Origin of the sequence: Streptomyces chilikensis, from assembly GCF_001642695.1 — a bacterium.
GTDB lineage: Bacteria > Actinomycetota > Actinomycetes > Streptomycetales > Streptomycetaceae > Streptomyces > Streptomyces chilikensis.
The window spans coordinates 4463018-4482834 of the sequence record NZ_LWCC02000005.1 but is presented as its reverse complement, the minus strand read 5'-3'; the positions used below and the strand labels follow the sequence as shown (position 1 = coordinate 4482834).

General features: G+C 75.4%; 20 protein-coding genes and 1 pseudogene. 10 read left to right on the top strand and 11 right to left on the bottom strand.

Annotated elements, in window-relative coordinates:
• Positions 1–85: 85 nt before the first annotated feature.
• From egtD to A2U95_RS20150, 7 genes are all read right to left on the bottom strand, one after another.
• Positions 86–1048 (bottom strand): L-histidine N(alpha)-methyltransferase, encoded by a 963-nt coding sequence (gene egtD, locus A2U95_RS20180; RefSeq protein WP_166024509.1) that lies wholly within the window; start codon positions 1046–1048, stop codon positions 86–88.
• 13 nt (positions 1049–1061) lie between these two features.
• Entirely contained in the window at positions 1062–1901 is an 840-nt protein-coding gene (egtC, locus tag A2U95_RS20175) for an ergothioneine biosynthesis protein EgtC (protein ID WP_166024507.1), read from the bottom strand.
• On the bottom strand, positions 1901–3286 hold the full coding sequence (egtB, locus tag A2U95_RS20170) for an ergothioneine biosynthesis protein EgtB (protein WP_166024505.1): 1386 nt from the start codon (positions 3284–3286) through the stop codon (positions 1901–1903). Before egtB ends, egtC begins: the two co-directional genes overlap by 1 nt.
• On the bottom strand, positions 3283–4575 hold the full coding sequence (gene egtA / locus A2U95_RS20165; RefSeq protein WP_166024503.1) for an ergothioneine biosynthesis glutamate--cysteine ligase EgtA: 1293 nt from the start codon (positions 4573–4575) through the stop codon (positions 3283–3285). Before egtA ends, egtB begins: the two co-directional genes overlap by 4 nt.
• A gap of 266 nt (positions 4576–4841) precedes the next feature.
• Positions 4842–5300 (bottom strand): iron chaperone, encoded by a 459-nt coding sequence (locus A2U95_RS20160; RefSeq protein WP_166024501.1) that lies wholly within the window; start codon positions 5298–5300, stop codon positions 4842–4844.
• Between the two features lie 134 nt (positions 5301–5434).
• On the bottom strand, positions 5435–5845 hold the full coding sequence (locus A2U95_RS20155) for a VOC family protein (protein ID WP_166024499.1): 411 nt from the start codon (positions 5843–5845) through the stop codon (positions 5435–5437).
• 169 nt (positions 5846–6014) lie between these two features.
• A complete protein-coding gene (locus A2U95_RS20150) occupies positions 6015–6257 on the bottom strand; it encodes a hypothetical protein (RefSeq protein WP_166020161.1) in 243 nt (80 codons plus the stop codon).
• A gap of 492 nt (positions 6258–6749) precedes the next feature.
• On the opposite strand from A2U95_RS20150, the gene A2U95_RS20145 reads away from it, so the two are divergent.
• The 6 genes from A2U95_RS20145 (at position 6750) to A2U95_RS20120 (ending at position 11734) form a co-directional block, all read left to right on the top strand.
• The gene (locus A2U95_RS20145) at positions 6750–6956 is read left to right on the top strand and encodes a DUF4287 domain-containing protein (protein ID WP_166024497.1); all 207 of its coding nucleotides are present in this window, start codon (positions 6750–6752) and stop codon (positions 6954–6956) included.
• A gap of 222 nt (positions 6957–7178) precedes the next feature.
• On the top strand, positions 7179–8084 hold the full coding sequence (locus A2U95_RS20140; RefSeq protein ID WP_240957381.1) for a Vgb family protein: 906 nt from the start codon (positions 7179–7181) through the stop codon (positions 8082–8084).
• Positions 8085–8148: 64 nt separating this feature from the next.
• A complete protein-coding gene (locus A2U95_RS20135) occupies positions 8149–8649 on the top strand; it encodes an anthrone oxygenase family protein (RefSeq protein ID WP_166024495.1) in 501 nt (166 codons plus the stop codon).
• Positions 8650–8980: 331 nt separating this feature from the next.
• The gene (gene gdhA / locus A2U95_RS20130) at positions 8981–10318 is read left to right on the top strand and encodes an NADP-specific glutamate dehydrogenase (RefSeq protein WP_166024493.1); all 1338 of its coding nucleotides are present in this window, start codon (positions 8981–8983) and stop codon (positions 10316–10318) included.
• 244 nt (positions 10319–10562) lie between these two features.
• Positions 10563–11411 carry a TIGR02452 family protein gene (locus A2U95_RS20125; protein ID WP_166024491.1) on the top strand — a complete coding sequence of 283 codons (849 nt, stop codon included), beginning with the start codon at positions 10563–10565 and terminating at the stop codon, positions 11409–11411.
• Positions 11408–11734 carry a hypothetical protein gene (locus A2U95_RS20120; protein ID WP_166024489.1) on the top strand — a complete coding sequence of 109 codons (327 nt, stop codon included), beginning with the start codon at positions 11408–11410 and terminating at the stop codon, positions 11732–11734. Before A2U95_RS20125 ends, A2U95_RS20120 begins: the two co-directional genes overlap by 4 nt.
• 16 nt (positions 11735–11750) lie before the next feature.
• On the opposite strand, the gene A2U95_RS20115 is transcribed toward A2U95_RS20120, so the two are convergent.
• Positions 11751–12068 (bottom strand): hypothetical protein, encoded by a 318-nt coding sequence (locus A2U95_RS20115; RefSeq protein ID WP_240957380.1) that lies wholly within the window; start codon positions 12066–12068, stop codon positions 11751–11753.
• Between the two features lie 8 nt (positions 12069–12076).
• On the opposite strand from A2U95_RS20115, the pseudogene A2U95_RS33800 reads away from it, so the two are divergent.
• Positions 12077–12388 (top strand): annotated as a pseudogene (locus A2U95_RS33800) (mycothiol transferase); the annotation flags it as partial.
• Between the two features lie 33 nt (positions 12389–12421).
• Here the strand turns inward: A2U95_RS33800 and cpt are convergent.
• On the bottom strand, positions 12422–12943 hold the full coding sequence (gene cpt / locus A2U95_RS20105; RefSeq protein ID WP_166024485.1) for a chloramphenicol phosphotransferase CPT: 522 nt from the start codon (positions 12941–12943) through the stop codon (positions 12422–12424).
• Positions 12944–13089: 146 nt separating this feature from the next.
• Here cpt and A2U95_RS20100 point away from each other — a divergent pair, with 146 nt between their 5' ends.
• A complete protein-coding gene (locus A2U95_RS20100; RefSeq protein WP_166024483.1) occupies positions 13090–15606 on the top strand; it encodes a tetratricopeptide repeat protein in 2517 nt (838 codons plus the stop codon).
• A gap of 226 nt (positions 15607–15832) precedes the next feature.
• On the opposite strand, the gene A2U95_RS20095 is transcribed toward A2U95_RS20100, so the two are convergent.
• Positions 15833–16711 carry a LysR family transcriptional regulator gene (locus tag A2U95_RS20095; RefSeq protein WP_166024481.1) on the bottom strand — a complete coding sequence of 293 codons (879 nt, stop codon included), beginning with the start codon at positions 16709–16711 and terminating at the stop codon, positions 15833–15835.
• Positions 16712–16852: 141 nt separating this feature from the next.
• Here A2U95_RS20095 and A2U95_RS20090 point away from each other — a divergent pair, with 141 nt between their 5' ends.
• Positions 16853–17206 carry a YybH family protein gene (locus A2U95_RS20090; protein WP_166025415.1) on the top strand — a complete coding sequence of 118 codons (354 nt, stop codon included), beginning with the start codon at positions 16853–16855 and terminating at the stop codon, positions 17204–17206.
• A 30-nt stretch (positions 17207–17236) separates the two neighbouring features.
• Here A2U95_RS20090 and A2U95_RS20085 read toward each other — a convergent pair whose 3' ends face one another.
• Positions 17237–18931 carry a CocE/NonD family hydrolase gene (locus A2U95_RS20085; RefSeq protein WP_166024479.1) on the bottom strand — a complete coding sequence of 565 codons (1695 nt, stop codon included), beginning with the start codon at positions 18929–18931 and terminating at the stop codon, positions 17237–17239.
• 141 nt (positions 18932–19072) lie between these two features.
• On the opposite strand from A2U95_RS20085, the gene A2U95_RS20080 reads away from it, so the two are divergent.
• Complete coding sequence (locus tag A2U95_RS20080) at positions 19073–19792, top strand: TetR/AcrR family transcriptional regulator (RefSeq protein WP_166024477.1); 720 nt, start codon at positions 19073–19075, stop codon at positions 19790–19792.
• The last annotated feature ends 25 nt before the right edge of the window (positions 19793–19817 follow it).

The following is a 19817-nucleotide window of genomic DNA, read 5'->3' as shown; positions in this document are numbered from 1 at the left end:
CCGCACCGTGCCGCGTCCCGCACCGTGCCGCGTCCCGCGTCCCGCACCGTGCCGGGTCCCGGAGCGAGGGCCCGGCACGTCCCCGTCAGCGCACCACGCCCAGCGACAGGGCGAACCTCCCCCCACGGTCCGTCCACCAGCGGGTGACCTCCATCCCCACCGCGGCCAGCTCCGACCGGACGCCCTCGGCACGGAACTTCGCCGAGATCTCCGTCCGCAGCTCCTCCCCGTCGGCGAGGTCGACGACCAGGTCCACCCCGGGGATCTTCACCGTCTGCGCCCCGCGCGACCGCAGCCGCATCTCGACCCACTCCGGCCCGGCGTCCCACACCGCGACGTGGTCGAACAGCTCCGGCCGGAAGTCGGCGGACAGCTCACGGTTCACCACCCGCAGCACGTTGCGGTTGAACTCCGCCGTGACGCCCTGCGCGTCGTCGTACGCCCGGACCAGCACCCGTTCGTCCTTCACCAGGTCGGTGCCCAGCAGCAGCGCGTCACCGGGCGACAGCAGCTCCCGCACCGACGACAGGAACCGCGCCCGCTCCCCGGGCTCCAGGTTGCCGATGGTCCCGCCGAGGAAGGCCACCAGCCGGGGCCCCGGCCCCCGGGGCAGCTCCAGCCGCCCGGTGAAGTCCGCCACCACGGCGTGCACGTCCAGCCCCGGCCGCCGCTCCGACAGCTCCCGGCCCGCCCCCCGCAGCGCGCTCTCGCTCACGTCCACCGGTACGTACAGGGCGAGTTCCGGCATCGCCTCCAGCAGATGCCGGGTCTTCTCCGAGGAGCCCGAACCGAATTCGACCAGCGTCCGGGCGCCGCTGACCCGGGCGATCTCGCCGGAGCGGTCGGTGAGGATCTCCCGCTCCGCGCGCGTCGGGTAGTACTCGGGCAGCCCGGTGATCCTCTCGAAGAGCTCGCTGCCCCGCGCGTCGTAGAACCACCGCGGCGGCAGCGACCGCGGCCGGCTCCCCAGCCCGGCCAGGACGTCGGCGGCCAGCGCCGCCCGGGCGGCGTCCTCGGGCAGGGTGCGGGTGATGCGGAACGGACTCACGGGCGTTGCTCCTTCATCGGCGCTGACTCAGGACGTCCCCCTCGGCGACGGCCACGGGCGGCCCGCGGTCGTCGTCCCCCCGGCCGTCCGCGGGGTCCTCGTCCGCGGGGTCCTCCAAGGGGGTCAGCAGCACATCGGCGCGGGTCGCCGCGAGCAGCGTCCGGTCCGGCACCTCCCGCCAGTGCGGACCGTCGTCGTACGGTTCGGACGCCACCACCGTGCGCCGGCCCGGCTCCGCCAGGTACCACAGGGTGTCGCCCCACGCCGTGGCCGTGATCACCTCGCCGTCGGTGAGCAGCAGGTTGAGGCGCGAGCCGGGCGCGGCCCCGGACACCTCCCGCACCGCCCCGGCCAGAGCCTGCCCGGCCTCCTCCCCGGCCCGCAGCCGGTGCAGCACCAGCGCCCAGACGAACGCCGAGTCCGTGCGCGCCTCCAGCTCCAGCAGCCGCGCGGGCGGCAGCGCCGCCGCCGACGGGGCCATCGAGGCGGGCCAGCCGGTGACCGCTCCGTTGTGGCTGAACAGCCACCGCCCGGACGCGAAGGGCGCGGCGGCGGCCTCCCCGTCGGCGCCCGCCCCGGTGGCGTCGCGCACGGCCGCCAGCACGGCGCCCGAGCGCACCACCCGCGTCAGGTCGGCGAAGGAGGGATCCGCCCACACGGGCCCGGCCCTGCGGTAGCGGGCCGGCACCGGGTCGCCCGGCGCGTACCAGCCCACCCCGAAGCCGTCGGCGTTCACCGTCCCGTGCCGCTGCGCGCGGGGCGCCCAGGACTGACGGAAGAGGCTGTACGGGGGAGCGACCAGCAGCTCCCGCAGGGGCGACTCCGGCCCCAGACAGGCGAGGTGGCGGCACATCAGCCCGCGCCCCCGCCCGGCGCGCCGTCCGCCCGCCCCACCCGGCCGGCCCGCTCCGGCAGCGCCGAACGCGCCGTGCGGAAGCCGGAGAAGATCTGCCGGCGCACCGGCAGGTCCCAGTTGCGGAAGGTCCCCCGGCAGGCCACCGGGTCCACGGCGAAGGAGCCGCCGCGCAGCACCTTGTACCCGTGGCCGAAGAACACCTCGGAGTACTCCCGGTAGGGGAAGGCGACGAACCCCGGGTAGGGCAGGAAGTCGCTCGACGTCCACTCCCACACGTCACCGATCAGCTGGCCCACGCCCAGCGGCGAACGCCCCGCCGGGAAGCTGCCCGCGGGCGCCGGCCGCAGGTGCCGCTGCCCCAGGTTGGCGCGCTCCTCGGCGGGGTCCTCGTCGCCCCACGGATAACGCCGGGACCGGCCGGTCGCCGGATCGTGGCGGGCCGCCTTCTCCCACTCGGCCTCGGTCGGCAGCCGCCGCCCCGCCCACCGGGCGTACGCGTCCGCCTCGTACCAGTTCACGTGCAGCACGGGCTCGTCGGGCGGAACGGGCTCGGTCCGCCCGAAGCGCCGCCGCAGCCACTGCCCGCCCTCGCGCCGCCAGTACGAGGGCGCCTCCACGCCCCGCTCCCGCAGGTGGGCGAACCCCTCCGGACGCCACCAGCGGGGCTCGTGGTAACCGCCGTCCTCCATGAACGCCAGGAAGGCGGCGTTGGTGACCGGAGCGGTGTCCAGGAAGAACGGCGCGACCTCCACCAGGTGCGCCGGACGCTCGTTGTCCAGCGCCCACGGCTCGTCGGAGGTGCCCATCACGAACGGGCCGCCGGGGACCAGGACCTCGGCCGGCCCGCCGTGGACGGGAGGGGGCGCCGGATCGGGCGCGGTGAGCACGGCGGGACCGCGGCGGAGCTGGTGGGTGATCAGCATCGTCTCGTCGTGCTGCTGCTCGTGCTGCGCGACCATGCCGAAGACGAAGCCGGTCGCGGTGAACCGGGAGCCGTCGAAGGAGGTCTCCTCCAGCAGGCCGAGGACGCGGCCGCGGACCTCGGCCGCGTAGCGCCGGGCCTCTCCGGGCGGCAGCAGCGGCAGCGAGGGGCGTTCCGCGCGGGGGTGCTCGAAGGCGTCGTACAGGCCGTCGATCTCCGGCCGCAGGGCCTCCTGCCCGCCCACCGCCCGCAGCAGCCACTGTTCCTCCTGGTTGCCGACGTGGGCCAGGTCCCAGACCAGCGGCGACATCAACGGCGAGTGCTGGGCGGTGAGTTCGTGGTCGTCCACGCAGGAGGTCAGCGACGCGGTGCGCTCCCGGGCCGCGGACAGCGCGGCCAGGGCCCGCTCCCTGAACGTCTCCGGGGAGCCCGCGGCTCCCCGGCCGGACGGATCCGTCATGACGGAGGCTCCTTCCCCTGCCGCAGGGCGTCCAGGAGGTCGTCGGCCGGGCACCGGCCCCGGGAGACGTACCGGTCCGCGAACTCCCCGACCGCGTCCACCACCGCCGTGCCGGCGCCCAGCCGGGGCAGGGCGTCCAGCGCGGCCGCGAAGCAGACGGCGGCGGCCTCCCGCAGCTCGGGATCGGCCAGAGCGTGCCGGGCGGCGCCGGTCCACAGCGGGTTGTGCGGGGCGGGCAGCGGCCGGCACCGCTCGGCGAGCGGCTTGACCGCGCGGTAGGCGGTCTCGGTCGCCGCCAGGTCGTCGAAGAGCGCCGCCGTGACCGCCAGCGGCACGATCCAGCCGTCCTCACCGGGCTGCGAGTCGAGCATCCGCAACTCCAGGAACCCCCGGGGCCGCACCGGCGGGAACAGGGTGGTCAAGTGGTACTCCAGGTCCTCCAGCCGGGGCCCGGACCCGCCGGCCGCGCCCCGGCGCAGCCAGTCGCGGAAGGTCGTCCCCTCCGGCACCTCCCACGGGCCGACGGTCCGCCGCCGGCACATCAGCGGGGCGTCCAGCGCCCGCCGTGTCCAGGCCGCCCGGGGCTCCGCCTCCAGCGGGGGAGCGCCCGCCCGCTCCGCGCCGATCTCCGCCCACCGCAGCTGCCGGGTGGAACGCCAGCCGGTGGGGCGGCCCTCCGCGGCGGGGGAGTGGGCGAAGGCCGCCAGCAGCACCGCGCCCAGCAGGTGCGAGAGCTGCCAGCGCCGCACGTGGCCCATGGGGCCCGGCTCCTCGTGGCCGGCGTCCAGATTGACCTGCACGGAGGACGAGGTGCACATCATGATCCGCCCGGCCGGGCCCGCCCGGTCCAGGCTGCGTTCCATGGCGTCGTACCGGGGCTCGCGCAGGAACCGCCGCGGCGCCTGCCAGGGGTCCAGGCCCATGCCGGCCAGGGTCAGGCCGTGCGGGCGCAGCGCCGAGCGCACCACCGCCAGGTCGGCGCGCATCGTCTCCACGCACGCGGTCAGCGAGGCGGCGGGCCGGGAGCTCAGCTCCACCTGGCCGCCGGGTTCCGCGGTGAGCAGGGCGTCCACCGGCAGACCGGGCAGCGAGGCGTGCGCCGCCTCCAGACGCTCGGGGGTGACGGTGGTGCGGGGATCGTCCAGGTCGTGGACCAGCCACTCCAGCTCCACACCGAGCAGACGGGGCGGCCCGGTCCTGAAACAGGTGCCGTGGACCAGCGCCTCCGCGCCGGCCTCGGACAGCACCTCTCCGGGCCGCGCCGCCGCCGTGCCTATCGCCTCGGGCATACCGGGGTTCTCCCTCCCGCGAGAGTCGACACCGCTGGGTCCCACCCAAGACCCTGACACGGGAGGACACAAGGGCGCACCTCGGGAGCCAGGGGGGCGAGACGGGGCGTTTGCGGCTCTCGATCCAATAACAGCAACAAGCGGCGCGCAGCGGGAGGACCCCGCCCGGTCACCGCGGTGATGCGGCGGCCGCGCGGTGGGGGACGGCCGGAGGGCCGGGCCCCGGGACCTCCCCGGTACGGCCCGGCCCTCCGCGGCGGGTGACGTCAGCCCGCGGCCCTCCGCACGAGCGCGGTGAGCCGCTCCGCGACGTCGTCGGTGATCTCCGTCAGGGCGTACGCGCTCGGCCAGAAGGCGCCCTCGTCCAGCGCGGCGACGTCGCTGAAGCCGAACTCGGAGTAGCGCGTGCCGAACTTCCCCGCGCACTTGAAGAAGCAGAGGACCTTGCCGTCCTTGGAGTACGCCGGCATCCCGTACCAGAGCCGGGGCGTGAGCCCGGGCGCCGCGGCCCTGACGATCTCGTGGACCCGTGCGGCGAGGAGGCGGTCGCCCTCGGCCATCTCCGCGATCTTCTCCAGGACCTCGGCCTCCGGGTCGGCCTTGGGGCCGCCGCGCCGCGAGCTCCTGCGCACCTCCTTGGCGCGCTCCTTCATCGCGGCGCGCTCCTGCGCGGTGAACCCCTCCCGCGCCTCGTCGAGCGTGCCTGCCGTCCGCGTGTCCCCCATCGTGGACCCTCCCTCTCGCGCTGCCTCGCCGGAACCGCCCGGCGAACCGGGCCGGCGTCCTGCCTGTGCTCCACACGCTAGGCCCGCGGGGGCCGGTGACGCTTCTCGAAAACTGACGGACCCGGCCGCGGCCGTCAGCCGGCCTCCCGCACGCGGATCAGGTTCCCCGCGGGATCGCGGAAGGCGCAGTCCCGGATGCCGTACGGCTGGTCCGTCGGCTCCTGCACCACCTCCGCGCCGCCGGCGCGCACCTTCTCGAACATGGCGTCCAGCCGTGGCGTGGCCAGGAGGATCCAGCCGAAGGTGCCCTTCGCCATCATCTCGGCGATGGTGCGCCGCTCGGCGTCGGTGACTCCCGGGTCTGCACCGGGCGGGGCGAGCAGGATGGAGGTGTCCGGCCGGCCGGCCGGACCGACGGTGATCCAGCGCGTCCTTCCCTCTCCGACGTCGCCGCGGACCTCGAATCCGAGGAGGTCGCGGTAGAAGGCCAGGGAGGCCTCCGGGTCGTCGTGGGGGAGGGAGACGGTGTTGATCGTGAGGTCCATGCCGTCACGGTAGAGCGCCCCGGACGGCGCCGTCCGGACATCGCGGATCATGGTCCGGGCGCACGGGCGGCTCCTTCGGGGTGCCGTCGGCGCCACCGGTCGCCGGCGCCGCCGAGCGGGGCGGTGAGAGTGCCCCGCCCGTCCCCCCGGCGGCCGTCGAAGGAGCGGGTCAGGAGGGCAGTTCGGGGAAGGAGGGCGCGCCGTGGGGCCGCCCGCCGCCCTGGGTGGGGATGCCGTTCTGCGTCGGGACGCCGCCCTGCGGGTGCCAGGCGGGGGCGGGGCCGCTCGACGGCGGAGGGCCGAGCAGCGGCGTCAGGCTGCGGTGTATGCGTTCGGCCTCTCCCCGCACCTGGACGGGGATGTCGCCGCGCTCGGCGACGAGGCGGTTGTAGATGGGCGTTTCCTGGAACACGGGTCTGCTTTCGTGGACGGCCGGGGGCCGGAAGCCGGGCATGTGGTGGTGGCCGAGTCGGTTCACCGGCTCGGCCTGACGTCCCGCGCACCTGCGCGGGGCGCCGTCCTGGGGGGTGGGGCCAGCCTAGGCCGTAGCCGATCTTATGGGGGCGTGATCCTACCGATGCGACCGCACGGGGCGGCCGACAGGCCTGTGACCAGGCTCACCGGCCCGCCGTGGGATGCGTCACCACCGGACGGAACCGGCATTCCCCCTCGGCGGCGTCGCCGCCCGGTACCGGTGGCCGCAGTGCCCGGGCGGGGCGTGAACGGGGCGAGGTGCACAAGGGTCCGCCCGGTGCAGGTGTCCGGCCGCGCGGCCCTCGCGGCCGCCGGCCCGGTTCCGGCGGCGCACATCCGCCGGGCCGACGACCGATGAGTTCTCCCCGCATCGGCGGTCGTGGTCGGCGAACGGTCCGGACAACCCGAACTCGACGACAGGAGACGCCTGATGACCGCACCGGTGAAGGGCCCCGCCAGCTACTTCCCCTCCATCGAGAAGAAGTACGGCCGGCCGATCGCGGAGTGGAAGGACCTGATCCGCGCCTCGCCGCTGACCAGGCACATGGAGCTGGTCGCCTGGCTCAAGGGCGAGCACGGCCTGGGACACGGCCACGCCAACGCCCTCGTCGCCCACACCCTCGCCGAGAAGGCGTGACGCCCACAGGCCCCGAGCTCCGCGGGACGCGGGCCCCGGCCCGGCGGCGGTGACCCCGCGGGGCAGCGGCCCGGGCCCGGAGCGAGCCGGCGCCGCCCCGCCCGGCCGCGGTCACCGGAGGACCGGAGGACCGGCGGGGCGGCGGAAAGCGGTTGCGGACGGGCCCGCGGGGAGGGCAGGGTGCCCTACCGATACGCCGAACCCTTCGAGTCAGGAGCCGCAGTGCGACCTTCCGGCACGGCCGAACCGGGAAGCGCCGGGATCGAGGAGATCACCGTCTCGGAACGGGGCGCGGGACCGTACGGCCTGACCCACGGCCCCGACGGCGCCGTCTGGTTCACCTTGGTGCACAGCGGCGGCATCGGCCGGCTCGGTGCCGGCGGCGAGGTCACGGAGTACCCGCTGGCCGCCGGCTGCGCGCCCATGGTCATCACGACGGGACCGGACGGGGCCCTGTGGTTCACCCGGAACCGGGACCACCGGATCGGCCGCATCACGGTCGACGGCACGGCGACCTCCTTCTCCGTGCCCACCCCGGCCGGCGCGCCCTACGGCATCGCCGCCGGCCCCGACGGCGCGCTGTGGTGCACGCTGATGAACGCGGACCGCATCGGCCGGATCACCGCGGACGGCGGGACCACCGAGTTCCCCCTCCCCGTCCGGGGCGGTTTCCCCGGAGCGATCGCGGCCGGTCCCGACGGGGCGCTGTGGTTCACCCTCAACCAGGCCGACGCCGTGGGGCGGATCACCGTCGACGGGAACGTCACCGTCCACCCGCTGCCCACGCCCGGCGCGGCGCCGGTCGGCATCGCGAGTGACGGGACGGCGCTGTGGTTCACCGAGATCGGGGCGGGACGGATCGGCCGGATCACCCCCGACGGCGCGATCGAGGAGTTCCCGCTGCCCGACCCCGCCTGCCGCCCGCACGCCGTGGCCGCCGCCTCGGCGGGGGAGTGCTGGTTCACCGAGTGGGGAGGCAACCGCATCGGCCGGATCACCGCGGACGGCGAGATCTCCGAGTACGAACTCCCCACGCCCTCCTGCGAACCGCACGGGATCGGCGTGGGCCCGGACGGCGCCGTCTGGGCGGCCCTGGAAACCGGGGCCCTGGCACGGCTTCGGCCGTAGGCGCGGGCCTCCCGCGCGGCCGCCGTACCGTATTCGACCAGGACCGGACCAGGGGGAAACGGACATGGACACCGTCAGGCTGCTCGTACTCGTCGCCGCGACCGTCACCACCGGGCTGGTCGCCGGCCTGTTCTACGGCTTCTCCATCGCCGTGATGCCGGGGCTGGCGCGGACCGGCGACCGGACGCTGGTGGACGCGATGCGGCGGATCAACGCGGCCATCCTGAACGGGTGGTTCCTGCTCGGATACGTCGGAGCGCTCCTGTTCGACGCGCTGGCCCTCGTCCTGTTCGCCCTTCACGAGCCGTCGCGCGCCGCCGTCGGGCCGGTCGCCGCGTCCACGGCCCTGTACCTGGCCGCGGTGGTGCTCACCGCCCGCGTCAACATCCCGCTCAACGACGCGCTGGAGGAGGCCGGCTCGCCGGACGCGCCCACCGGACCCGCCGCCGCGCGACGGGACTTCGAGCGTCCCTGGGTCCGCGCCAACCACTGGCGCACGCTCCTCTGCACGGCCGCGCTGGCGGCGCTCTGCTGGGCCCTGGCGGCGCACGGCGCCGCGGCGTGAACCCGCACCCCCGCCCGGACGGGCCGTGGTGGTCCCCGGAGCAGCCCTCGGTGGCCCGCGGCGGACATCGTGGCGACGGAGGGTGTGACGCGCGTCACCTAGCGTGACCGCTGAGCGGTCGGTGGCGTCCGCCATGTGGATGCCGTCGGCGGGTTCTCCGTGCCTGCTGGGACAATGGAGGCGCAAGAACGGTTCTGCGCGTCGCGTGCGTGGGGTACTCCTAGGTCTCAGGCGGTGCCCGTGCGGCGTCCTCAAGGGCGAGGGGAACCTCTGGCGCCCCCGGGACGGGGCGCACGGCATCATTCCGACCACGGAAGGTCACGGGCTGCATATGCGCGTCATCGAGTCGCTGTACGCGGAGATTCTCCGTCGCAACCAGGGCGAGAACGAGTTCCACCAGGCTGTGCGCGAGGTTCTGGACACCCTCGGCCCGGTGCTCGAGCGGCGGCCCGAGCTGATCGAGGCCCGCATCATCGAGCGGATGGCCGAGCCCGAGCGACAGCTCATCTTCCGTGTGCCGTGGTCGGACGACGCCGGTGAGATCCACGTGAACCGCGGCTTCCGCGTCGAGTTCAGCAGCGTGCTCGGCCCCTACAAGGGCGGTCTGCGCTTCCACCCGTCGGTGAACCTCGGCATCGTGAAGTTCCTCGGCTTCGAGCAGATCTTCAAGAATGCCCTCACCGGCATGCCCATCGGCGGCGGCAAGGGCGGCTCGGACTTCGACCCGAAGGGCCGCTCCGACGCCGAGATCATGCGGTTCTGCCAGTCCTTCATGACCGAGCTCCACCGCCACCTCGGCGAGTACACCGACGTCCCCGCCGGTGACATCGGCGTCGGCGGCCGCGAGATCGGCTACCTGTTCGGCCAGTACAAGCGCATCACCAACCGCTACGAGTCCGGTGTCCTCACCGGCAAGGGCCTCGGCTGGGGCGGCGCCCAGGCGCGGACCGAGGCGACCGGCTACGGCTGCGTCCTGTTCACCCAGGAGATGCTCCGCAGCCGCGGCGGCTCCCTCGACGGGCAGCGCGTCGCGGTCTCCGGCTCCGGCAACGTCGCGATCTACGCGATCGAGAAGGCCCACCAGCTCGGCGCGACCGTGGTCACCTGTTCCGACTCCGGCGGCTACGTCGTCGACGAGAAGGGCATCGACCTCGACCTCCTCAAGGAGATCAAGGAGGTCCGCCGCGGCCGTGTCTCCGAGTACGCCGAGGCGCGTGGCGACAGCGCCGTCTACGTCCCGGGCGCCGGTCTGTGGAGCGTGCCGGTGGACGTCGCCCTCCCCTGCGCGACCCAGAACGAGCTGCACGAGGCCGACGCCGTCGCCCTGGTGCGCAACGGCGTGAAGGCGGTCGCCGAGGGTGCCAACATGCCCACCACGCCCGAGGCGGTCCGCGTCTTCCAGGAGGCCGGCGTCGCCTTCGGCCCGGGCAAGGCGGCCAACGCCGGCGGCGTGGCCACCAGCGCCCTGGAGATGCAGCAGAACGCCTCGCGCGACTCCTGGACCTTCGCCCACACCGAGGAGCGGCTGGCGGAGATCATGCGCCACATCCACGACTCCTGCCACACCACCGCCGAGCGCTACGGCAGCCCCGGCAACTACGTGGTCGGCGCCAACATCGCCGGTTTCGAGCTGGTCGCCGACGCGATGCTCGCGCAGGGCCTCATCTGACCCACCGGCCGCCCGCCGGGCGCACCGGGGCCCGGTACCGCCGTCACGCAGGGGACGCGGCACCGGGCCCTCCGGCGTTCGTGCCCGGCCCGGCCCGACGGCCCGCCCCCTCCCGGGCCCGGCAGGCGTCCGCCCGGGCCGCCGCCCGGCCGGGGAAAACCGGTGGGGGACCGGGACGCTCCGCGGCTACCGTGCGGTCCCGGGGCGGGAACCGTTCCGCCCGGAGGGAGGGACGGCACACCCGATGAGTGCCCGACTGCGGGGAATCGCCCGCGAGAACGAGGAGATCGTGGCCGCCGGCCGGTACCGCGCGGGCGACGGCCGCACGGTCGACATCGCGGAAGCGGTGCGCGCCGCCCGGGAGGGAACCCGGACGGCCGGGCCGGACCCGGTGCCCGTACCGGCCGCGGCGGCGGTGACGACCCTCGTCGAGGTCACCCCCGAGAGCAGCCTGGAGGCCGCGCACCGGCTCGCCCGCGGCGGCGGCGACCCGGTGGCCGTCCTGAACTTCGCTTCGGCCCGCAATCCCGGCGGCGGCTACCTCAACGGCGCGCAGGCGCAGGAGGAGGCGCTGTGCCGTGGTTCGGCCCTGTACACGTGCCTGCTGCGGGCGCCCGAGTACTACCGGCACCACCGCACCGACCGCAGCCCGTTCTACTCGGACCGCGTCATCCACTCCCCGGCGGTCCCCGTCTTCCGTGACGACCGTGGCCGCCTGCTCGACGAGCCGTATCCGGCCGGCTTCCTCACGGCCGCCGCGCCCAACGCCGGAGTGATCGCCCGCACCGCCCCCGACCGGATCGCCGGGATCCCCGCCGTCCTCGCCTCCCGGGCCGAACGGGTGCTGGAGACGGCGGCCGCACACGGCTACCGGCGGCTGGTCCTCGGCGCCTGGGGCTGCGGCGTCTTCAGGAACGACCCGGCCCAGGTGGCCGGAGCGTTCCGTGTCCTGCTGGCGCCCGGCGGGCGGTTCGACGGACGGTTCGGGCACGTCGTCTTCGGCGTCCTCGACCGCACCCGGGACGCCGCCACCCGCACCGCCTTCGCGGTAACCTTCCGCGACCTCACCGGAAAGGACAGGACGACCGCATGAGCGACGGCCGGCCCCTCGACTCCCTCGACGTCAGCGCCCTGGCGATCAACGTCACCGTCCCGGAGCCGCTCCGCTGGACGGACACCCGGCGCGGCCAGGAGTTCACCCTCTCCACGCTGAACATCCGCCTCCTCCCGGACGGCACGCTCGCCGCGAAGGCCTACGGCCGCCCGACGGAAGGAGGCCGCGGCACGTACGTCTCGTTTCCCGTTCCGGACGACCGCCCGGAGCTCGTCGAGCTGATCGAGGCGGCCGCCACCCGCGCGGGAGCGCTCTGGGCGGCACACCGCGGCCCGTCCCGGCCCGCCCGTACGGGGGAGTAGGGAAACCGGCGGAGAGTCAGCCTCCGAAGCGCACGCTGGCGAAGGTGAAGCCCTTCGGCGCCCGCTGCCCGGGCGCCATGCGCTTGGCCGCGCCGGTGCACTTCCTGCCCGCGTAGACGGTCGCCCTGGCGGACGTGCGGTTGTTCGCGGCGCGGCCCTTCTCGGCCATGGCGAGACACTGGCCGCTGGGCGGGTTCTCCACGAAGTAGGGCGTGCCCTTCGCGCCGATCCAGTGGAACTGCCCCTTCGCGGCGGCGGGGGCGGCGGAAGCGGCGGACGACAGACCCGTGACCAGGGCCAGCCCGCAGAGCAGGGCGATACCGGAACGGCGCATGTGTGTAAGTGATCGCATGCCGGGTGGAACGATCACGGCGGTCATCGGTCACGCCCGGGTGGGCCGTCCGGGGCACCCCGGCGAGCACCGTCCGGCATCCTGCACACCCCCGGCCACGGCCCCGCCCCCGACGTCGTCGCGGACTCCTGGCCGCCCGGCGGCAGGAGGCCGCCTTCGCGGAGAGGTCCGTCGCCGGGGTCCCGCACCCCGACGCCGAGGGCCACGACACCCGGCGCGGCACGGTCCCGCTGCGCCGGGCACTCGTCCCCACGACCGAGGAGCACGCGCGGCACGGCGGGCACGCCGGCCCGGTCCGCGAACGGACCGACGGCGCGACCGGCGCCCGACGGCGGTCAGCGGACGCGGGCGGCGATGGTCCGCGCGCACGCCAGGGACTCGGCGCGGGTGGTGTCCACCTCCAGGTCGTAGCGGACCCCCCGGTGCACCGACTCCGCCTGCGAGGCGGCCATCCCCCGGACCCGGTCCCCGCGCGCGATCTCACGCCCCGCCGCGACCTCGCTCCCGCACCGGACGCCCACCCACAGCACGTCCAGGCCGTCCGCGGCCTTCCGCCACCGCTGCTGGGAGTCCGCCCCGCCGAGAAAGACGTCGTCGACGACGATCCTGGCGCCGGCCCGGGCCATCGCCACCACTCCCTCGGTCCAGGCCGCCTCCAGCGCCCTGAACTCCGGGCCGACCGTCACCTCGCCGTCCGCCCCGAGCACGATCCCGTCGTCCGACGCCCGCATCCTCGCGGGCAGCGCGTCGACGAACGAGTCGCAGCCGAACGTCAGCCACGGGTCCGGCAGCACGTCCTGCAGGCACCGGACGATGCCGGACTTCCCCGAACTGGAACCACCGTTGAGAATGATCATCCGAGTCCCCACCGGGACAGAGTAGGACCCTTCACGGCGCACCGGCACGGAGAATCGAGGGCGTGACGCCACGGGGGCGGGCCTCCGGGCAACCGGGGACGGCCGGCGGGCGTCGTACCCAGCGGCCGAACGAGGGAGGAAGGCGCATGCCGAGACCGCGACGTCGTCCGTCACGGGGTGAGTTGATCGCGAGGAACTCACTGGACCGGTTCGTGGGCCGACGCGAGCAGGTGGCGCTGTTCGCCCGGAACCTGGCGAAGGACCCGCTGTCGCCGGCGGATCCGGCGGCCTACCTCTTCCACGTGCGGGGTGTGGGCGGCGTCGGCAAGTCGACGCTGCTGCGCCAGTGGAGGGAGGCCGCCCGGCAGGCGGGAGCGGTCACCGCCGCGGTGGACGAGAACGACGTGCACGGCGTCCTGTCCGCGATGGTCGCCATGGCCCGGCAACTGGCGGAGCGGACACGGCCCTTGAAGGCCTTCGACAGGGCGGTCGAGGAGTGCCGCAGGGAGCAGGAGGCGGCCGCGCGGCCGGCCGACTTCGACGGGGCGGCCGACGAGGGCCCCTCGGTGACGAGCCGGGCGATATCCCGTGCCGTGGTCGGCGGCACCACCGCCCTCCTGCCCGGCGGCGGCGCCATCGCCGCCATGGTCGACCCGGACGCGGTGGCCGAGGGCATGGACCAGGCATGGGACCGGGTGCGCGGCCGGAGGGCGCGGGGCCGCGACGTGGAACGCGACACGGTGAGCCGGGCGTTCGTCGACGTGCTGGACGAACTGTGCGCGGAACACCCCTGGGTGGTGCTGTTCCTGGACACCTGGGAGCAGACCGGCCGCCATCTCGACGCGTGGCTGCGGACGCTGCTGCGCGACGGGTTCGGGCCCCTGCCGGTCAACGTCATGGTCGTCCTGGCGGGCCGTGACGACCTGCACCGGGACTGGAGCGGTCTCATGGCCCAGGGGCGGGACGTGCCGCTGGAGGCGTTCACCGAACCGGAGACCCGCGAACTGCTGGCCAGGAGGGGCGTCGACGAGCCGGAGACCGTCGAGGCGGTGGTGCGGCTGTCCATGGGGCTGCCCCTCCTGGCGGACATCCTCGCCCTCGCCCGGCCGGAGAGCGCGGCCGCCGTCGACGCGAACGGGGACCTCGTGGAGGCCGCCGTCGAACGGTTCGTGCGGTGGATCGCCGATCCGCTGTACCGGGAGGTGGTCCTGACCTGCGCGCTGGCGCCCCGGCTCAACGCGGACGTCTTCGCCACGGTGGTGCCCGACGAGGCACGAGGGCTGTGGGAGTGGCTCTGCGGGCAGCCGTTCGTGAGCGGGAACGGCGACTTCAAGCGGTACCACGCCGTGGTGCGCGCCGGGATGGTGCGGCGTGAGCGCACCCGCTCCCCGCAGGGCTGGACGGCGGTCCATCTGCGGCTGGCCGACGCGCACGCCGCCTGGGGAGCCGACATCGAGCGGAACCTGCCCGACGGCCGGCACCGGCAGGACGCCCGCTGGCTCTGTCACCGGCTGGACGAGATGTACCACCGGCTCTGCGCGCACCCCGGCGGTGCCCTGGCGAACGCCTTGGAAGAGGCCGTGCACTGCGCCGAGGGCGGTCCGGAAACGCTGCGGCAGTGGGGCGACGCCTTCACCCAGGCGGCGCTGGACACCAACGACGAGACCCTGGGCGCCTGGACCGGCCGGCTGCGCGACGCCACGGCGACGGGAGAGGACCCGGTCGTCGCCGCGCTGGGCGCGCTGCTCGCCCACTCCGTGCTCACCCCGCAGGCGCAGGCGCAGGCACACGTCGCGCGCGGCCGGCACCTGGAACCGGCCGGCCGGGAGGAGGAGGCGGCCGCCGCGTTCGACCGGGCCGTCGCCCTCGATCCGGAGAACGCCGGGGCCCGGTTCCACCGCGGACGCGCCCGCCTCCGGGCAGGACGCCAGGACGAGGCCGTGGACGACCTGACGGCCGCCGTCCGCCTCGACCCCCGCGACGCGCGGGCGCTGGCGCAGCGCGGCGAGGCGCACCGCCGGGCCCGGAGGTTCGACGAGGCGGTCGCCGACCTCACCGCCGCGCTCGCCCTCGACCCCCGGCAGGTCCGGGCGCTCGGTTCCCGCGGCCAGGTGCACCGGCAGGCCGGACGGCTCGACGAGGCGGTCGCCGACTTCACCGCCGCGCTGGCCATCGCTCCGGACTACGCGTGGGCGCTCGGTTCGCGGGGGCAGGCGCACCGGCAGGCCGGGCGCTACCCGCAGGCGGTGGCGGACCTGACCGCGGCGCTGAGGCTCCGGCCCGACTACGCCTGGGCTCTGGCCGAGCGGGGCAAGGCGCACCGCCTGGCGGGCCGGCCGGCCGAGGCGGTCGCCGACCTCACCGCCGCGCTCGCGTTCGTCCCCGACTACCGCTGGGCGCTCGTGGAACGCGGCAACGCCCATCTGGCGGCCGCCCGCCACGAGGCGGCGGAGGCCGACTTCACGGCGGCGCTGGACATCGACCCGGACGACCTCTGGGCTCTCGTCGGGCGAGGCCGTGCCCGGACCGCGGCACACCGCACGGCCGAGGCCCGGCGGGACTTCGACCGGGCGGCGGCCCTGGACCCCGACGGCGCGTGGCGCCACGACACGGTGGGCGGGGCGGGCGGCCCCGGCGCACCTCCCGGCGCACCGACCGCATGAGGCCGCGTGCTCCCGGAACGGCACCCGGGGAGGACCGGCGGCGCCCCGCCGCGGACGGGGCGTCCCCCCGTCCGCGGCGGGGCGCCCAGCCACCCTGAGCCCGGTGCGCCGTGCGCGTCACGCACCGGCAGGAGGAACTCCGGTGCCGGCGCCGTCCACCGCGTCCGGCCGCCCCGGGCCGGGTCCCGGCGGCGGCGCCCGGGTGCCCGCCCGCGCCGCCCTCCGCTCAGTCGGCCAGGCCGAACGCCTGCCGCATCCGCCCCAACAGCGCCGGCACGGCGGGAGCGCCGTCGCGCCACACCAGCGCGAGCAGCGCCGGGTCCGGGACGTCCCGCAGGGCGACCGCGGTGAGCCGGTCGCCGTGACGGGCGGCCATGGACTCGCTGAGGACCGCCACCCCGAGGCCCCGGGCCGCCAGGTCGGCCACGGCGTCCGCGGCGCTCGCCTCCAGGGCGATGCGGGGCCGCAGTCCCTGCGCGGCGCACGCCCGGTCGAAGACCGTGCGCAGGCCGGTCCCCGGCGGCATGCACACGAGGGGATGGGCGCAGACCTCCCGCAGACCGGCCCGCTTCCGGCGCGCCAGCGGATGCCCGGCGGCCACCGCGGCCACCAGCGGCTCGCTCACCACGGCCACCGAGCCCACCCCCTCCGGCAGGGACGCCGCCCCGGCCAGCGCCAGGTCGAGGGCGCCGCCGCGCACCGCCTCCACCAGCCGGTCGGAGTCGTCCTCCAGCAGGGAGATCTCCACGCCCGGGTGCGCCTCGTAGAAGGCGGCGAGGGCCTCGAACAACGGCAGCACCGTGCACCCCACGACCATGCCGACCGCGATGCGCCCCCGCAGCAGCCCCGTCACCTCCTCCACGCTCCGCCGCACCGCCTCGGCCGCGGCCAGCGCCGCCCGGGCGTGCTCCAGCGCCGCCTTGCCGGCGACGGTGAGGGTGGCGGTCCGCGCCGACCGGTCGAAGAGCTCCGCCCCGAGCTCCCGCTCGAGCCGGCGGATCTGGGCGCTCACCCCGGACTGGCTGATGTGGACCCGCTCGGCGGCGCGTGTGAAGTTCCGCTCCTCGGCGACCGCGACGAAGTACTCCAGCTGGCGCAGTTCCATGACTGCTGATTCTAGTGACCAGCAGAATCATCTGTTGGACTTCTGCATCCGTCCGGGCGGAGGCTGGAGGCGAACCGACGGAACGCATCCGCTTCGACCGGAAGGAAAGCCGTGCCCGCCTACGAGGACTACGAGAAGGCCATGCGGCCGGAGGACGTCACCCGCCTCTTCGTCGAGCGGTCCAACGCCGGCGACGCCGCCGGTGTGGCCGCGCTCTACGAGGAGGACGCGGTGATGGCCTACCCGCCCGGCTCCACCACCGTCGGCCGGGAGGCCATCCGTGCCCTGTGGGAGAAGGTGCTGGCCGCCCGCCCCCGCTTCGAGCCGGAGGAACCGCTGCCCACCCTGGTCGCCGACGGCATCGCGCTCACCGCCACCCCGCCGAAGGACGGCGCCGGCGCCCGCGCCCAGGTCGTCCGCCGCCGGCCCGACGGCAGTTGGCTGCGGGTGCTCGACCGGCCGGAGTTCCTTCCGGTGGAACCGGTGGAAGGCTGAACTTCCCGGGCCCGGGCCCGGGCCCGGGCCTCAGCCGGAGGGCCGGACCTCGCCGGTCTCCGGCAGCAGCAGCGCCGAGCCGGGACGGAGCGTGATCCTGACCGGAGTGCCCGCCGCCGCCTCGGCCACCGGGTCGGCGGTGCCCGGGTGACGGGCGAACCGGGGATGGGCGCCGCCGCTGACCTGCCAGCGGATCCGGTGCCCGGCCGCGAAACGGTGCGCCGCCGCACCCATCGGGACGGCGAGCTCCACGACCGCCTCGCGCTCCGCGTCCAGCACCCCCAGCCCGTCGCAGACGTTGACGGATCGGCCCCGCCCGTCGACGTCGCAGAGCCGGACGAAGACGTGGCACCGCCCGCTGTCGGCGGACACCCTGACGAGCGCGGAGACCGGACCGACGACCTCCAGCGGTGCGGTCAAGGGCTCCCCGGTGAAGGTGATCACGTCCTCCCGCGCCTCCAGCGCGCGGTTGTCCCGGGGGCCCGCGCCGGGGGAGAGCAGGGGGCCGCCGACCGACGGGGTCGGGTCGGCGGGGTCGTAACGGAACGAGGCCAGGAGCCCCGGGGCCTCGGGCCTCCCGCGCCCGAGCCGGCCCGCGGGCGCCGCGAACCAGGGGGACGGGTCCGCGGCGGGCGGCCAGTCGTCCAGGTCCCGCCAGACGTTCGCGCCGCCGACGTGGACGCGTACCCGGGTGGGGCGGAGGGCCGACGGGTCGTCGCACAGATGGGCGCGCAGCCAGGCGAGCATCTCGGCGAACCCCTCGGCCCAGCCCTGCTGGAGGGCCGTGCCGTGGGTCCAGGGGCCGGCGAGCAGCGAGACCTCGCAGCCGGCCGCGCGCAGCCGGGCGTACTGCTCGAAGCTCTGGCCGGCCAAGGCGTCGTGGAAGCCGGTGACCAGGGCGGTGGGCACCCGCGATCCGTCCGCGGCGCCTTCGGGCGAGGCGCCGTCCCAGTACGGGTCGTCGGCGTCCGGGTGGCTGAGGGCGTCGTCCAGCCAGCGGGCCTCCTCGCCCAGGGCCCGCCGCCAGGCGGGTCTCATCGGCCAGGCGGCGGCGATGCGGCCGAGATCGCGGCGCAGCCGGTTCGCCGCGGCGGCGAACCGGAGGACGCCCCGATGCTGGTGCGTCATGCCGACACCGGAGATCAGGGCGTTCTCCAGGTGGAGCGCGCCCCCCGCGTGGAAGAACCGGTGGGGATCGTGCAGGCCGACCTGGACGGCCATCGCCTTGAGTTCCGGGGGCGGATCGGCGGCCAGCGCCCACTGGGTGTAGCCGAGACAGCTGGGGCCGACCGTGCCCAGCCGGCCGTCGAACCACACCTGCCGCCGCAGCCACTCGACCGTGGCCAGGGCGTCGGCGGACTCGTTGCGCCAGAGGTGCCACCTCCCGCCCGACCCGCCCGTGCCCCGGCAGCTCTGCAGGACGACGTGGAAACCCTGCTCCGCGAAGAGCACTCCGTACATCGGTGACCAGGGCAGGCCCCTGCCGTACGGCGACCGCACCAGCAGGGTCGGGAAGTCGCCCGGGGAGCGCGGGAAGTAGTGGTCGGTGACCAGCACGCTGCCGTCGGCGGCCGCGACGGGCAGGGACCGTTCCCGTCCGGCCCGGTACCGCCGCCCGGGCAGTCCGCGCCAGGTCGCCCGCAGCAGGCGCGAGGAGAGCGGCGGCCTGCCGCCGGGCGGCGTCCAACCGGTCCTCGTGGGTGCGTCGTTCGGGTGTGGCCGCATCGCCAACTCCTCGGCTGGGCAACTCATGGAAGCTCTGACCGGACTATTCTCGTACGACGTACGACAATAGTCCATGCTTGGATGGCGTCCGCGAGGCCGTGGAGCGCCGCACCGCGGGACCGGAGGGACAGGTGGCGACGGATGCCGGATGACGAGGCCTCCCGGGCCGGGGGAGTGGACCCCCGGGAACTCTGGCTGTCCCAGGCCCGGCCGCGCCGGGGCCGGCGGCCGGCCTTCAGCCGGGAGGGGATCGTCGCCGCGGCGGTGGAACTGGCCGACGCGGAGGGCCTGGAGGCCGTCACCATGCGGAGGGTCGCCGCGCGGGTGGGTGCCGGGGTCATGTCGCTGTACAGCTACGCCCCCGACAAGGAGACGCTGCTGGAGCTGATGATCGACCGGGTGGCCGGCGAACTGCCCGCCGGCCGGGAGGTCACCGGGGACTGGCGGGCCGACCTCAAGGCCGTCGCCCGGTCGCAGCGCGCCAACATGCTGCGCCACCCCTGGCTCCCGGCGGCCCTGGCCACCCGCCGCACACCGGGCCCGAACACCCTCGCGTTCATGGAGCACGTCCTCGCCGCGCTGCGGTCGGCCGGGCTGGACGGCGCGGCCAGGATGGAGGTGTTCGCGCAGGTCACCGCATTCGTCGCCGGACACGTCGCCCACGAGGTCGCCCAGGCCTCGGCCGCGTGGACATCCGAACGCCTCGCCGCCGAGGCGCGCTATCTGGCCGAGGTCGCCGCCGACGGCCGCCACCCGGAACTCGCCGCGGTCCTGGCCTCCTCCAGGGAGCCCGCCGATCCGGACGCCACCTTCACCAGGTTCCTCGACCGGCTCGTCGACGGTCTCGACGCAGAGTTGTGAACAAACCGTTCACAACGTTCCGTTG

Bases quoted from the DNA above. Each gene is read 5' to 3' on its own strand.
- A2U95_RS20120 (WP_166024489.1), top strand. From the start codon at position 11,408: ATGAGCGACGGCCGGCCCCTCGACTCCCTCGACGTCAGCGCCCTGGCG.
- A2U95_RS20160 (WP_166024501.1), bottom strand. From the start codon at position 5,300: ATGGGGGACACGCGGACGGCAGGCACGCTCGACGAGGCGCGGGAGGGG.
- A2U95_RS20095 (WP_166024481.1), bottom strand. From the start codon at position 16,711: ATGGAACTGCGCCAGCTGGAGTACTTCGTCGCGGTCGCCGAGGAGCGG.
- A2U95_RS20135 (WP_166024495.1), top strand. From the start codon at position 8,149: ATGGACACCGTCAGGCTGCTCGTACTCGTCGCCGCGACCGTCACCACC.
- egtC (WP_166024507.1), bottom strand. From the start codon at position 1,901: ATGTGCCGCCACCTCGCCTGTCTGGGGCCGGAGTCGCCCCTGCGGGAG.
- cpt (WP_166024485.1), bottom strand. From the start codon at position 12,943: ATGATCATTCTCAACGGTGGTTCCAGTTCGGGGAAGTCCGGCATCGTC.
- A2U95_RS20145 (WP_166024497.1), top strand. From the start codon at position 6,750: ATGACCGCACCGGTGAAGGGCCCCGCCAGCTACTTCCCCTCCATCGAG.
- A2U95_RS20115 (WP_240957380.1), bottom strand. From the start codon at position 12,068: ATGCGCCGTTCCGGTATCGCCCTGCTCTGCGGGCTGGCCCTGGTCACG.
- A2U95_RS20080 (WP_166024477.1), top strand. From the start codon at position 19,073: ATGCCGGATGACGAGGCCTCCCGGGCCGGGGGAGTGGACCCCCGGGAA.
- A2U95_RS20155 (WP_166024499.1), bottom strand. From the start codon at position 5,845: ATGGACCTCACGATCAACACCGTCTCCCTCCCCCACGACGACCCGGAG.
- A2U95_RS20085 (WP_166024479.1), bottom strand. From the start codon at position 18,931: ATGCGGCCACACCCGAACGACGCACCCACGAGGACCGGTTGGACGCCG.
- egtB (WP_166024505.1), bottom strand. From the start codon at position 3,286: ATGACGGATCCGTCCGGCCGGGGAGCCGCGGGCTCCCCGGAGACGTTC.
- egtA (WP_166024503.1), bottom strand. From the start codon at position 4,575: ATGCCCGAGGCGATAGGCACGGCGGCGGCGCGGCCCGGAGAGGTGCTG.
- gdhA (WP_166024493.1), top strand. From the start codon at position 8,981: ATGCGCGTCATCGAGTCGCTGTACGCGGAGATTCTCCGTCGCAACCAG.
- A2U95_RS20125 (WP_166024491.1), top strand. From the start codon at position 10,563: ATGAGTGCCCGACTGCGGGGAATCGCCCGCGAGAACGAGGAGATCGTG.
- A2U95_RS20100 (WP_166024483.1), top strand. From the start codon at position 13,090: ATGCCGAGACCGCGACGTCGTCCGTCACGGGGTGAGTTGATCGCGAGG.
- A2U95_RS20090 (WP_166025415.1), top strand. From the start codon at position 16,853: ATGCGGCCGGAGGACGTCACCCGCCTCTTCGTCGAGCGGTCCAACGCC.